Annotated in this window: 12 protein-coding genes; 10 read left to right on the top strand and 2 right to left on the bottom strand. The window is 61.1% G+C overall.

Features of this window, described 5'->3' with window-relative positions; all coding sequences use genetic code 11:
* Window positions 1-913 precede the first annotated feature (913 nt).
* From J4G38_RS26045 to J4G38_RS26070, 6 genes are all read left to right on the top strand, one after another.
* The gene (locus tag J4G38_RS26045) at window positions 914-2,248 is read left to right on the top strand and encodes a sigma-54-dependent transcriptional regulator (RefSeq protein ID WP_317198233.1); all 1,335 of its coding nucleotides are present in this window, start codon (window positions 914-916) and stop codon (window positions 2,246-2,248) included.
* Between the two features lie 24 nt (window positions 2,249-2,272).
* Complete coding sequence (locus tag J4G38_RS26050) at window positions 2,273-5,137, top strand: PAS domain S-box protein (RefSeq protein ID WP_210521800.1); 2,865 nt, start codon at window positions 2,273-2,275, stop codon at window positions 5,135-5,137.
* Between the two features lie 154 nt (window positions 5,138-5,291).
* Window positions 5,292-5,483: a hypothetical protein gene (locus tag J4G38_RS26055; protein WP_210521799.1), complete on the top strand. Its 192-nt coding sequence runs from the start codon at window positions 5,292-5,294 to the stop codon at window positions 5,481-5,483.
* A gap of 183 nt (window positions 5,484-5,666) precedes the next feature.
* Window positions 5,667-6,311 carry a hypothetical protein gene (locus J4G38_RS26060; RefSeq protein WP_210521798.1) on the top strand — a complete coding sequence of 215 codons (645 nt, stop codon included), beginning with the start codon at window positions 5,667-5,669 and terminating at the stop codon, window positions 6,309-6,311.
* 32 nt (window positions 6,312-6,343) lie between these two features.
* Window positions 6,344-6,733 (top strand): hypothetical protein, encoded by a 390-nt coding sequence (locus J4G38_RS26065; protein ID WP_210521797.1) that lies wholly within the window; start codon window positions 6,344-6,346, stop codon window positions 6,731-6,733.
* On the top strand, window positions 6,688-7,140 hold the full coding sequence (locus J4G38_RS26070) for a hypothetical protein (protein ID WP_210521796.1): 453 nt from the start codon (window positions 6,688-6,690) through the stop codon (window positions 7,138-7,140). The genes J4G38_RS26065 and J4G38_RS26070 overlap by 46 nt, the downstream gene beginning before the upstream one ends.
* On the opposite strand, the gene J4G38_RS26075 is transcribed toward J4G38_RS26070, so the two are convergent.
* A complete protein-coding gene (locus J4G38_RS26075) occupies window positions 7,137-7,316 on the bottom strand; it encodes a hypothetical protein (RefSeq protein ID WP_210521795.1) in 180 nt (59 codons plus the stop codon). The genes J4G38_RS26070 and J4G38_RS26075 overlap by 4 nt on opposite strands.
* A gap of 170 nt (window positions 7,317-7,486) precedes the next feature.
* On the opposite strand from J4G38_RS26075, the gene J4G38_RS26080 reads away from it, so the two are divergent.
* Window positions 7,487-8,143 carry a T9SS type A sorting domain-containing protein gene (locus J4G38_RS26080; RefSeq protein WP_210521794.1) on the top strand — a complete coding sequence of 219 codons (657 nt, stop codon included), beginning with the start codon at window positions 7,487-7,489 and terminating at the stop codon, window positions 8,141-8,143.
* Window positions 8,144-8,700: 557 nt separating this feature from the next.
* Window positions 8,701-9,474, top strand: a complete 774-nt coding sequence (locus tag J4G38_RS26085; RefSeq protein ID WP_210521793.1) for a sensor histidine kinase — start codon at window positions 8,701-8,703, stop codon at window positions 9,472-9,474.
* On the opposite strand, the gene J4G38_RS26090 is transcribed toward J4G38_RS26085, so the two are convergent.
* Entirely contained in the window at window positions 9,471-10,103 is a 633-nt protein-coding gene (locus J4G38_RS26090) for a response regulator (RefSeq protein ID WP_210521792.1), read from the bottom strand. The genes J4G38_RS26085 and J4G38_RS26090 overlap by 4 nt on opposite strands.
* Before the next feature lie 707 nt (window positions 10,104-10,810).
* Between J4G38_RS26090 and J4G38_RS26095 the strand changes: the two genes are divergently transcribed.
* Both J4G38_RS26095 and J4G38_RS26100 read left to right on the top strand, forming a co-directional pair.
* Window positions 10,811-13,360, top strand: coding sequence for a PAS domain-containing sensor histidine kinase (locus J4G38_RS26095; RefSeq protein WP_210521791.1), 2,550 nt, complete (start codon window positions 10,811-10,813; stop codon window positions 13,358-13,360).
* 10 nt (window positions 13,361-13,370) lie between these two features.
* Window positions 13,371-13,811 carry a response regulator gene (locus J4G38_RS26100; protein ID WP_210521790.1) on the top strand — a complete coding sequence of 147 codons (441 nt, stop codon included), beginning with the start codon at window positions 13,371-13,373 and terminating at the stop codon, window positions 13,809-13,811.
* Window positions 13,812-13,984 lie beyond the last annotated feature (173 nt).

The raw sequence follows: 13,984 nt of genomic DNA on the forward strand, positions 1-13,984 counted from the left end.
GGCAGGCTTTCCTGGCGGTGGTGGCTAGCGCGCCCGATTGCCGCCGTGGGGCGGGCGCTGCCGTGGAGTAGTTGTCCCAGGGGAGCACTTGTCCCGTCGGTGCGGGCAAAATTCCAGCCCGGAAAATGCCCCATCACGCCTTGGGACTATACACCTAGTCGGGCCGGGCCCAGGGCCGGGTTTGCGGTAGTGTGCTTTCGGCCAGCCACTTCTGCCGCTAGCCTCGCCAGAAGTGGTCGGCCGAAAACACACTACCGCATTTACGGTAGATTTTTTTCAATCCGATGTTTGCTGCGGACAATAGTTTTGTTCCGTGATTCCCTCCCTTCATGCAGTAAAAATACCGCGGCATGGATACAAGAAGAGCATGGAATTATTTCTATATAAACGCCTGTCTTATGCGGGTTTATGTAGAAATAATTCCATTGATGGCTATTTTGAAACCGGGTTTCATTCCTAAGGGTGCCGTTAAGCAAAGCCTTTGATGTAAGGACTTGCACCAATGTCAAATTGCCTTTTGCAAACAGAAAACAAATATCCACCTCCTCCTTTGGCCTCGAAAATAATTTAATTTTTTCCTATGCAAATTTCTTACTCAAATGCCTTTACGATTCGAATCAAGCAGGCCTGGCGCCTTCTATACTTACTAGGCAGCCTGCTGGCAAGCCTGGGAGCTCAGGCGCAGTCTACCAACGCATGCGGATAGATTAAGGCACGATGCCCCGGCCGCCCGAGCGGTGCTCCCCAGCCCCAGCCCCTGGGCGGCCGGGCATTCTGGTGCGGCGGCACAAGTATAAGAGTCCGCACCCACCCGTTGCATTTTCCGGGAATTACCTGCCCCCGGTCAGGGCAGCGTGCGCCTTCTATATAATCAACTCCTGCCATTTCCCGACGGCACAGGCCTTTGACTTCGATGAAGCCGCAACTCCTTAAAAAATTTCGCATCTCCGTTATCGAAGATGACTTGTGGTACGGGCAGCTGCTTCAGTACCATCTTTCCCAGAACCCTGACTATGAGGTGGCGTTATACGCCTCGGGCAAGGATTTTTTCAGCGGTGTGCGCGAGCGCCCTGATTTGGTGACCATCGATTTTTTGCTGCCCGACATCGACGGCGACCAGCTGCTCAAAAAAATCACGCATCTCTACCCCGGCCTGCCGGTCATCGTCATCAGCGCCCAAAGCAAAATCGGCACCGTGGTGGAGCTGCTCAAGCTGGGGGCCATCGACTATTTCGTGAAAGACGAGCACACCTGGCAGTCGTTGCGGAACGCCGTGCGGGTGGTGCGTGAAAACGCCGCGCTGGACCAGCCGGCCGCCCCAACGGGGCTGGCCCTCGCCGACCCGCACGGCTTCAGCGCACTGTTGAAGGGCAACAGCCCGGCCATTCAGCGCACCTTCGACATAATGGCCCAGGCCGCCCAAACCCCGGTCAACGTGTCCATCACCGGCGAAAGCGGCACCGGCAAGAAGCTGGTGGCCAAAGGCATACACCAGCACTCGGAGCGGCGAAAGGGGCCATTTGTGGCCGTGAACATGGCCGCCATTCCCAGCGAGCTGGTGGAAAGCGAGCTGTTTGGCCACGAAGAAGGTGCCTTTACGGGGGCCATTGGGCGCAAAATCGGCAAGGTCGAAGAGGCCAACCACGGCACGCTGTTTCTCGACGAGATTGACGAGCTGAACCCGGTCATTCAGTCCAAGCTACAACGCGTGCTGCAGGAGCGCGAAATGCAGCGCGTGGGCGGCAGTGACAAGATTAAGCTGAACGTGCGCCTGGTAACGGCCACGCACAAGAACCTGGCCGAGGAGGTGAGCAAGGGCACGTTTCGGGAAGACCTGTACTTCCGCATCATGGGCCTGCCCATCGTGCTGCCTCCTTTGCGCGAGCGCGGCCCCGACATCGTGGTGCTGGCCCAGCATTTCCTGGCCGCCTTTTGCCAGGAGTACCAGAAGCCGCCGCTGCTGCTCTCGGCGGCGGCGCAGGCCAAGCTGGTGGGCTACGACTACCCCGGCAACGTGCGTGAGCTGAAAACAGTGCTGGAGCTGGCGGCTGTGCTCAGCAACGGCCACGAAATCCGGCCCGCCGACCTCATGTTCCCCCCCCCCGGCCAAGGGCAAGGACTTTTTGTCGGAGGAGAAAACGCTGCGCGAATACACCCGCACCATCATCCGCTACCACCTCGACAAATACAGCAACAATGTGCCCCTGATAGCCCAGAAGCTCGGCATCGGGCGCTCGACGATTTATAAACTTGTACAGTACGGCAAAGTGTAATGAAACCTATCCATCACCTCATTAACATCGAAGCGAAGCCCCAGCCTTACGGGCGCACCACGGCCGGCGGCAAGCCCTGCCCTGCCGCTGATGCCGCGCCCGGGCCCGCGTTCATGCCTGGGGTGTTGCTGGCCGGCGACGGCCCGCAGACCCTGGACCTGCGGCACAGCCTGCTGCGCGAGCAGCGCTGGCGCGGCGTAATGGAAACCCTGGGCAACGACACCTGGGAGTACAACCTGCAAACAGGGCAGCTGCGCCTGAGCCCGAAGTACCAGCAGCTGTTGGGCTACTACGGCAAACTGATGGAAAGTGAAGTGGGCCGGATTCCCTTTTACGCGCACCTCGACCCCGAAGAGCGCGCCACCACCGGCCGGAGCATGGCTGCGTACCTGCGCGGCGAATGCCTCTTTTTTGAGGCAACGTACCGGCTCACTGGCCTCGACGGCACCAATGAATGGGTACTGTCACGGGGTATGGTGACGCTGCACGACGACCAGGGCGCCCCCCTGCTGATAACCGGCACCCACACCGACATCACGGCCATCACCAAAGCCAACCTGGCGGCCGAAACCGCTGGCCTGCGCCTGGCCAGTACCATTGCCAGCCTGCAGCATGCTGTGCTGCTGGAGGATGAGCACCAGTGCGTTATTCTGGCGAACGCCGCCTTTTGCCGGCTTTTTGGCCTGGCAGAGGCTCCGGCGGCGCTGGTGGGCACCAGCACGGGCCAGTTGGTGGAACGGATGAAGGGCTATTTCAACGAGGAGGCCACCTTCGCCTTGCGCATCGGGGCCATGCAGGAGTCGATGGACGCCATCAGCGGCGAGCCGCTGGTATTACGCGACGGCCGCACCCTGCTCCGCGACTTTACCCCCATTCAGGTGCGCAGCCTTCGCGCAGGCTTTCTCTGGAAGTACAAAGACATTACCCAGCGCCTGACCGAAAGCGAAGCCCTGAAGCGCCGTGAGCGCAAGTACCGGGGCATTCTGGAAAACCTCGGCCTGGGCCTGCTCGAAGTGGACCTGGCGGGTCAGGTAACCTTCGTGAACGACAGCTACTGCCAGCTCACGGGCTACACCCAGGCCGAGCTGCTGCACCACGGCCTCGACCACCTGCAGGTGAGCGAAAGCTACCGCCAGCTGCTGGAGCAAAAGACCCAGTCGCGGGCCCGGGGCATTTCCGATACCTACGAGCTGCCCATCAAAAACAAGCAGGGCGAGCAGCGGTGGCTGCTCATCAGCGGCACCCCCGTCTACGGCGACGAGCAGCAGTTCATCGGCTCGATTGGAGTGCACCTCGACATCACGCACCAGAAGCAGCTGGAAGCCAAGCTGCGCGATGCCAAGAAACTTGCCGAAGAGTCGTCGCGGGCCAAGGACCTGTTTCTGGCCAACATGAGCCACGAAATCCGCACGCCCATGAACGCCATCCTGGGCATGAGCCAACTGCTGAGCCACACGGCGCTCTCGCCTCAGCAGGACAAATACCTGCACGCCATCTCAACGTCGGCCGAAAACCTGCTGGTCATCATCAACGACATTCTCGACCTGTCGAAGATTGACGCGGGTAAGATGATGATTGAGAAAATCGGCTTCAACCTGCACAAGGTGTGTGAACAGGTGGAGAAAACCCTGCATTACAAGGCCGAGGACAAAGGCCTGAGCCTGGTGGTAGAGGTGGACCCGAACACCCCGCAGGTGCTGTTCGGCGACCCCCACCGCCTGGTACAGGTGCTGCTGAACCTGGCCGGCAACTCCATCAAATTCACCGAAAAAGGCGAAGTCCACATCGGGTGCGCCCTTGCGGGCATTGTCGGCACCGATGCCGTAGTCGAGTTTACAGTGCGCGACACCGGCATCGGCATCGAGGCGGCTTACGTTAAGAACCTGTTCCAGACCTTCAGCCAGGAAAATTCCTCCATTTCCCGCCAGCATGGCGGCACGGGCCTGGGCCTGAGCATTTCGATGAACCTGGTGTGCCTGATGGGCGGTAACCTGCAGGTGACCAGCGAGAAACACCGGGGCACGCACAGCTGCTTTTCGCTAATGCTGCCCATCGGCACCGACAGCGACCTGCTCCGCAACGAGCTGACCGTTAACTCAGAGCTCATCCGGGAAGGCCTGCGCGGCAAGCGCGTGCTGCTGGTGGAGGACAATGCCTACAACCGGATGCTGGCCAAGTCGCTCCTGCGCCTCGCCCACATCGTGGTGACGGAGGCCGAAAACGGGGCCGCCGCCGTGGAACTGGCCCGCACGCAGGAGTTCGACCTGATACTGATGGACCTGCGCATGCCCGTGATGGGCGGGTATGAAGCCACCGCCATCATCCGCAACGACCTCAAGCTGCACTTGCCCATCATCGCCCTCACGGCCAACGCCCTGCGCGGCGACAACCAGAAATGCCTGGATGCGGGCATGAACGACTACCTGTCTAAACCCTACAAGGAAAACGACCTGCTCAAAATCGTGCACGAGTGGCTGGTCGCTTCCCGGCACAGCAAGCTCGGCGGCGACAAGCTTTACCGGACCGACACCCTGAAAGAAGCCTCCAACAACGACCCCGTGTTTGTGGCCTTCATGCTGCGCACTTTCCTGCAAAGCGGCGAAAGCTGGCTGGTTACCCTGCACCAGGGCTTCCACGAGGGCAGCCTGGAAGCGCTGAAAGAGGCCACGCACAAAATTCGGCCCAGTCTGGCGCACCTGCATATCTACCAGGTGCTGCAGTTCGTGACCCAACTCGAGGCCTGGGAAGGCACCTTCGACCGCCAGGGTATCCAGCCCATCGTGGAAGTCATCGACGCCCTGCTGCGGCGAACCATGGAACAGATGACGCTGGACTTGGAACAGTACGAAACCTTGCCGGGCTAGGCCAAGCCCGGCGGCCCAACGGACCTGCCTGTCCGGTTTCTTCGCCTTCACAACATTCTTTTTATCCCGGTGAAAAAATGCCTAGCCCTGCTACCGGCACTGGTGTGCGCGCCGCTGTGCCTGCTGGCGCAGGCTGGCAGCAGGAACCCCTCCGGTGCCGCCTTGGCCTCCCCCCCGCACGCTGCTCAAGGCCGCGGCCCTGCCGGGCGTGCTGGCTTCGCTGAGCGCCCCTGACCGGTACAGCATCTACCAGGGACGGTGGAACGAGGTGCAGGCCCCGCCGCCCACTGATAACACCTCGGCCGGCGGCCGCGGGCCACGTATGCCAAAACCGCTGCTTTTGTAGCAATGCTAGACCAGCAGCCTAGCGGCAGCGGCCTTGTGGCACTGTCCGGCGCGGCACCTGGGTAGCCGGCGCCCGTGGGCTGCCCGAAAGCATCAACACCGATGTGGAAGTCTTTGCCACGTATTCGGGCACCACGCCCTACACCGAGTGGGAGTGGCGCTCCAAAGAACAGGTTGACACCTCGTGGCCTATGACCTGCGGCGCAGCGCCGGCGAAACGCCCACGGGCCTGGTGGCCGGCGCGGCCCGTCTGCAGGAGTTTGCCGGGCACCTCTACCAGCAGTCCATTACGCCACTGGGTCCGTTCAGCTTCTACGCCACCTCTAATAACAACAACACCCTGATGACGGCTGCCGCCCTTGGCCGGGCCGCCGTGGTGCTGAACGAGGCCACCAGCGCCGACGCTACCCAGCAGCCCGCCACCTGGGCTGGCACGGGCCTCTATCACATCGACAACGTGCTGGGGCGCGATGCCCAGCGCCGGTCCGATTCGAACTGGATGGCGGGCTACTCCGAGGGGCCGTACTACCTCAAATATGCGTTATTGAATTGCCGGCCGTTGTTTCGGGCCGTGGGCAATTTCCTGCCCGACGGCCGCCTGCGCTATACGTTCGGGGCCGTTACGCGCAGTATTCGCAACCCGTATTTTGACCCCAAGTACGGCCGGCTCTACGAATGGCTCACCGTCATCCGAATGCCGGACGGCCGCTTTCCAGCCCTGGAAGACTCCTATGTGGACATGGGCATGCCCGAGCTGGCCCTCACTGGCCAGGCGCGGTACGTGCAGCCCATGTGCTTCAGCAAGCTCACGGGCACGGGCCTGGCCTAGCTCACGGGCAGCTGCGCGACGTCACGGTAGACATGCGCGCTGCCTGGCTGGCCGCCGTCCCCGCCCAGCCAGCGCTGACAGTACTGCCGGCCAGCGGCAACTTGGTGTTTCGCTCCGGCAATGATTCGCTGGCCACCTACCTGCACGTATACGACCGCGGCGGCTTGGTCCAGACCAACGCTGGCGGCCACAGCCGGGGCGACGCCAGCAGCTTTACCCTGCACGCTCACGGCCAGCTCCTGGCCCTGGCCCCCGGCCACCTATGCTATGCCCGCCGGGCCAAGGTGGGCCAGGCCACCAACCACAACCTAGTGCTGCCCGCGGCGCCCGTCCCGCCATTGGCACGCCTGCCGCGGGCAGCCCGGCCCAGTCGGCCGTGCAGCACGCTTTCCAGACGCCGCAGCTCGCCTATGGCGAGGTAACCACGGCCTATATGGGAGCTGCCATTACCCGCAAACCCCTGTTCGTCCGCAACGAATACTTCCTGCTGGCAGACGCTATGCAGGCCGCTGCGGCCCACACCTACACTTGGCAGCTGCACGGCGACGGCCAGCAGGGCGGCACCGCCGCTGCCTGCCTCTGCACCGCTGACCTGGCCAACCATGAAGCCAGTTGGCAGAAAAACGGGGCTTGCCTGCTGGCCCACGTCACCGCTACGGGCGGCACTGCTAAATACACCGCCGCCGTCGTCAACAGCCACGAAGTCACCTGCAACGCTGCCGAAGACCATACCACGCTGCTGGTGCAGCAAGCCAGCGCCATGCAAACCCAGTTTCTGGCCGCGCTGTATCCCTACACGACGGCTAGCCTGCAGGTGGCCACCAGCTAGGCCACCACGGCGGCCCTGGCCGTCACCTCGGCCGGCTTTATTGATGTTGCCTTCGCCCAGACGGACTCGGTGCTCAGCACCGACGGCAGTGGCCGACTGCCCCGGGCCATGAGCGCCGACGGCCTCCTGAAGTTGTATTCCGCCACAGCCTCGGGCACTTTTGCCCAGCTTTTCATGCAGCTAGGATGCTGTCGGTAGGCACTACCCCCGTGTTGCAATCCGCGCAGCGGGCCACCCTCAGCTGGCAGCGCACCGGGCCCACCAGCTGCGATGGCGACGCCAGCCGCGCCACCACGTAATTAATCAGGCCCTCAGCAGCGCCCCTACTGCCGTCACCGGGGACGCCGTGTCCGGCTATGCCTATAATGCGGGTGTCCGGCAGTTTCAAGTAATGCTGGCGGCCGCCGGCAGCTTCCAGGCATTCACGACCAGCCAGACGCTTTTGCCAGTAGTACTGACTGATTTCACGGGCAAGCGGGTGGGCCAGGGCGTGCTGCTGGCCTGGCACACTGCTTCGGAACTGCAAAGCCTGGGCTTTGAGGTGCAGGGGCAGGCGGGTCCTGGGGCCGCCTTTGTTATTCTGGGTTTTGTGGCGAGCACGGGTACTGGAACCGCCTCCGCGAGCTACGCTTTCCGCGATGCCCCGGCCCTGGCCACCCTTGTGTACTGCCGCCTTCGGCAACTTGACCGGGGTGGGGCGGCCACCTATTCGCCTGTAGCGGCAGCGCGTGCCGCCACGGCCGCCGAAGCGCTCGCAACCTTACTGCCGGCCTTTCCGCAGCCTCCCCGCCACCTCCTGGCCGTGGCCATTACCAGACCCGGGCAGGAGGTGGCCTTGCAGCTGTTCGACGGATTGGGACGCGAAGTAGCCCACCAGCACGGCCGCCAGCAACCAGCGGAACTCGACGTGAGGCAGCTCACGTCCGGTCTTTACTACCTGGTTGCACGCGATGCCAGCGGCCAGCCCCTGCCCGGCCGCCAGAACATAATGGTGGGGCCGTAAGAACCTCAGGGGCAAATGGGCAGCCAGCCGAGTAGTAGTCCCCCACGAGGCCTGTGCCGGCAAGCCCTGGCTTTCTTTCGGATTGGTGAACAGCCACACCCGCAAACAGGTCGAATGCCGGCGTTCGGCAGCAGCACATTGCCTGGTTGCTTTTTTAAGCATCTCATTGGTGATACTAATACATTGAATTTAAAAAAGTTGATTAAAATCCTGAGTGTCATTTTAGGTTATATTGAATATTTTATGTACATTATTTGTGCATGAGATTGTTTTCACCAAGGATTAATCGCATTGATAATTATTATACAAAACATATATAACTTCACTATTACTGTTAATTCTTTCTCCCCCAGAAGGCCACGATGTTATTAATCAGCAGTTTGGTGCTTTTGCGGCTCAGTCCAAGGATAAGGCGCAAGGCGCAACCTGGTTTGCCTGCTAATAGCAGCGGGGCAGTTGCCCCGTTTCTGCTTAACTCCTTTTCGACTATCGGGCACGAACTGTTAGTCGGAGGCCTCGGGGTGCTGGGGTCGCTATGCCTGCTGCTTGGGTACTTGGTGCACCAGCTGCGCGCGTGCCAGGCCCAGAACTTAGCTGACCAGATTACCATCCGCGCCGACATCGCGGCCAACCTGCACGACGAGCTGGGGTCGCAGCTGATGCGCATTCACTTACAGGCCGAATCCATGCTCCAGCAGCCCGGTGGCAATGCTGTGCTGCCCGAGTTACTGGGCTCCATTCAGGCAGCTTCCTCGGCGTTGCGCGACGTAGCCTGGGGCCTCGACGCCAGCGCCGACAACGTGAACGCCCTGCAGGACCGCATGCGCGAGTTGCTCGACCCGCTGCGCCTGACCACCCCGCTGGACATCACCTTCACCACCGAAGGCATGAAGGGAACCGAGGCCATGCCGCCCCCCCTGCGTCAGGAAGTGTACCTGATATTCAAAGAAGCCATTACCAACGCGATGCGGCACGCGCCGGGTGCCACCAGCCTGGTGGTGCGCCTTTGCCGCGGGCAGGATTCCCTGCTGCTCGAGGTGCTCGATGACGGCCCGGCGGTAAAACCGGGCCGCCGCCACGGCATGGGACTGCGCAACATGGCCAAGCGGGCGCGGGAGCTGGGTGGCGAAATCGTAACCGGGCCGCGAACCGATGGCGCCGGCTTTCGGGTGTGGCTGTGCGTGCCGCTGGTGGCGGAAGCAGTGCCCTCCTGGTTTTCCCAGTGGGCCTGGGCACCCCGGGCGGGCAAGCACGTGCTGGTGGCGGCGCCGGGGCGCAAGGTGCTGGGGCCGGGCAAAGCCCTCGGGGGCGACGGTGTCCCCAGGACTTAAATAATGCCCCGCAAGTGCTGGCTGAGCAGCTGCGTGCGGCTGTTGACCTGCATTTTGCGGTACACGTGCTTGACGTGGGTGCGGACGGTGAGGGTGGACAAGTCAAGCCGCAGGGAAATTTCCTTGTCGCTCAGTCCGTCCACAATGCCCTGCAGCACCTGCCGCTCGCGCGGGGTGAGCAAGTCGGAGTGTGTGGTGGGCGTGGGCCGGAAGTGGGAGAGCACCTTGCGGCCCACGGCGCGGCTCATGGGGGCCCCGCCACGGGCCACCTCCAGCACGGCTTCTTTGAGCTGGGCCAGGGGCGTGAGCTTGGCCATGTAGCCAGTAGCCCCGCAACTCAGGGCCTGGTAAATGTGCTCCACGTCTTCATAAGCCGTGAGCATGATGATTTCCATCGCGGGGTATTTCTCTTTTAGCAGCGGTAGCGCCTCGGTGCCGCTGATGCCAGGCAGCCCGATGTCGAGCAGCATCACCTGCGGGGGCATGGCCTCGGCCAGCTGTTCCAGGGCATCTTCGATGGAATCGGCCACCAGCACTCCCCGGATTTCGGGCTGCATTTTAAAATAGGCTTCCAGCAGTCGGCTCACCACGATGTCATCCTCTACGATTGCCAGCGATAAAGACACCATAACTCAAACGACATAAATAAACTGTATATAAGCACGTTGCACGGCCATGCATCAGCCCAGCAGCGGCTGGTCACGTATGTTAACCAAGAAAGCCTTTCCTGGTAGCGAAGCTTCGTCGAACTCAACGCACCGGAAATTAATGCAGCAAAGGTAACCGCCCCGCCCCCCTAGGTGGCCCAGCCTGGCTACCCTAAATGCGGGTCATGGGGCTGTGCAGGATGAGGCAGGCCGGGCGAAGTGGGGTACGCTGCCCCTGGCTCCACCACAACCGGGCGGGGCATGACCCTCAAATGGGGTAGCACTTTCGCTTGGTCTGGGGCCAAACACCAATCTACCTTTACATACTTGCGATGCACGGCGATAATGTACTTCATAAACGATAGTTTGCCCCCCCCCGGCTTTTTCCCTAACGAACATCGGGTACCAAACGCGTGAAGTGTTTCAGCAGGCTGGTCCGCAGGCCGGCTGCTGCCAGCTGCGGGGGCTTACCATCCGGCCTGAGGCGGGTAACTTCCGAGTTCTGGCCGGCCGGGGTGCAACCGCCGCACCGGGCTGCCCAATTCGGGCAGATGCCGGCCTATTTCATTTTTCAGCTCGTATCGGTTCCTGCCAACGCGGCCTGCGGCCTGACAAGGCCAAAAGGAACGATGCCCTGCGCTAATGCCATTTGGCAGCTAAATAGTTATATGATTTCCAGTAGAAATAGCATGGGCATTCCCGCCGACTTCAGCCTGCTAGCGAATATTTTGGAATATTCACCGGCCCTCATTTGCGCCGTTGACCCGCACGGGCAGCTGCAGCACGTGAGCGGGGCTTGCCGGCACCTGCTGGGCCGGGAAAACAACCAGCTGGTGGGCCAGGCCTTTGCCGACATCGTGCACCCCGAAGACCGCGCCGCGGCCTTGGCTGCCTGCGAGCGGGCGCGGGAGCAGGACGGTCCCGTGCGTTTCGAAAGCCGCTGCCTCAACCCGGCCGGGGAAGAAGTGGTGTTGGAATGGTCGGCCTTCCGGCCGCCGGCCGATGCGCTGCTGCTCTGCATTGGGCGCGACGTGACGGAGCAGCGCCAGGCTGCCCGCCACGCGCGTGAGCAAGACGCGTATCACCGGGCCGTGACGGAGCACGGTTTCGACATGATGGGCCTGCTCAGCGAGGAATGCTGCTACCTCTACGTGGGCGGCTCCATCACGCCGGCATTGGGCTACCAGCCCGAGGAGTTGCTAGGCCGTAGCGCTTTCGATTTCATTCACCCGGACGATGTGGCCGCGGTGCAGGCCAGCTGGACTGAGCAGAGCAACCAGCCCATTTTCACCGTATCCGATTTTCGCTTCCGCGCGGCCGGCGGCGAGTGGCGCTGGATGGAAACCTCCGTTAGCAACCAGTTGCTGAACCCCGACATCCGGGCCTACACCGCGATTTCGCGCGACGTGACGGAACGCAAGCTCAGCAGTCTGGCGCAGTACGACAGCGAGCAACGCTTTCGGGCGCTGTTCGACAATGATTCCGCGCTGGCTGCTTTCATAGCCCCCGACGGCCGTATTCTGGATGCAAACCCGGCCCTGCTTGCGTACCTGAACAAAGCGCGGCACGAAGTACTCAACCTGATTCTGGCCGGGTTCCTGCCGGAGGAGGTGCGCACACTCTTCATTAAGAATCGTGACAAGGCCGCCAGCGGACAGAAAACTCAGTTTGAAACCTCCGTGCAATTTGCCGGACGCCAGGCGCAAACCCTGAAGGTGGCCTACACCCCGCTGGTGGTCGAGGGCGCGGTAGTCGGAATTTATTTCACCGTGCAAGACATCACCGAAATGGCCGCTGCGCAGCGCCTCATCAAGCAGCAGGCTGCCCGGCTCCACATGGTGCTGGAAAGCATCGCCGATGCCTTTCTTTCGACGGACAAGGACTGGAACCTGACCTACCTCAACAGCGAAGGCGAGCGGCTGCTGGACCTTAGGTCCGAAGAGGCATTAGGGAAAAATATGTGGGAGCTGTTTCCCGAAGAAGCCAGCAGCATCTATCGCCAAAAGTACCCGGAAGCCCTGAATAATGGACAAACCGTGCAATTTGAAACCTATTCTAAACGCGAAAAGCGCTGGTTCGAATTAAAAGTGTACCCGTTCGCGGAGGGCGTTTCCGTCTTCTTTGCCGACATCACCAAGCGCGTGGAGTCCGACAAGCAGCTGAAATTGCTGGCCCTGGTGGCTCAAGGCACCGTCAACAGCGTCATCATCACCGATGCGCAAGGGCGCACCGAGTGGGTGAACGACGCCTTCACGAAGGACACGGGGTATACCCTGGCCGAGATGCTGGGACAGAAGCCGGGCGCCGTGCTGCAAGGCCCCGAAACCGACCCGGCCGCCATCCGGCGCTTTCAGGAGCGGCTGCCGCTGCCCAAGCCGTTTTCGGTCACCGTCCTCAATTACAAGAAGTCCGGGCAGAAACTGTGGTTTGCGATGGACATCACCCCCATTTTCAACGACGCGGGCGATTTGACTCAGTTCATCGCCATTCAGCAGAACATCAACTTCCGCAAAGAGATAGAAGCCAGCCAGGCCAAGATGACCCAGGATTTGTACCGCCACAACCGCGATTTGCAGCAGTTCACCTACGTGATTTCGCACAACCTGCGGGCGCCCCTGGCCAACGCCCTGGGGCTGGCCACGGTGCTCACGAAAGTGGATAAAAACACGGACGTCTTTGCGACGGCCCTGGCCAACCTGCGCCAGAGCATGGTGCAGGCCGACAACGTGCTCAAGGATTTGAACATGGTGCTCTCCATCCGCGACAAAAAGGACATGCAGCCGTTGGAGCCCCTGGCCCTGAAAGAAGTCTGCGAGCAAGCCATCAATAACATGGATGAGGCCTTGCACCAGTGCGGCGGACGGGTGGCACTCAACGTCGAAGACCACCTTATGACGCGGGGCAGCCGCGCCTATCTCTACAGCATTTTCTACAACCTGCTGTCCAATTCCATCAAGTACCGTTCCGGGGAACGCCCCTTGCAGGTTGACATCCAGTGCCATACCGGGACGCACGGCGGCCCCACCATCACCTTTACCGACAACGGCTCCGGATTCGACATGTTCAAGGCGGGCTCCGACGTCTTTCAGCTCTACAAGCGCTTCCACACCAACCAGCGTGGCCGGGGCATTGGCCTGTTTCTGGTCAAGACCCACGTCGAAGCCATGGGCGGCAAGATTGAGGTTGCCAGCGAGGTGAATTTTGGCACTCGCTTCACCATCCACTTAGACAAGCGTTAATTCTGGCCGCATGCTCACCTACCTCATCGACGACGACGCCGTTAGCCTATTCGTGGCCGAGCAAACGCTGCGCCTGGAAGGCTTCATGGCCCCAATTATCCCTTTTGTCGGAGCCGAAGAAGCCCTGGCCTATTTGCTGCCCCGGCTCGTTTCCGACCCGCCCAAGTTTATTTTCCTCGACTTGAACATGCCCGTGATGGACGGTTGGGGATTTCTGGACGTGCTGGCTCCCCACGCCGCTGCCCTGAAAGATTGGTGCCGGATTTACCTGCTCACCTCCTCGCTGGCCTTGGTGGATACGGAGAAGGCCCAAAGCCACGCGCTGGTACATGGTCTCATCCACAAGCCGCTCGACGAAGACGGAATCCGGGCGGCAATTCTGGAAAGGAACAGAACGGCCCCAACTGCTGCGCGTAAATTCATCGCGCCCATCAACCAGGGCGGAGCATAGCGATGGGATAGGAGACTACCGCATTTCGGGTAGAACTTTGACGGGATAACGGGATGAGGAACAAATAATTTTGTCCCCATACATTCCCGTTACTCATGAACCCATATTTTACTTCTCCTACTCCCCGTAGTAATAACCGGCAGCGCGACGCAACAGGCATCAAGCCGGCCAAG

Source organism: Hymenobacter terricola, from assembly GCF_017921975.2.
Taxonomy (GTDB): Bacteria; Bacteroidota; Bacteroidia; order Cytophagales; family Hymenobacteraceae; genus Hymenobacter; species Hymenobacter terricola.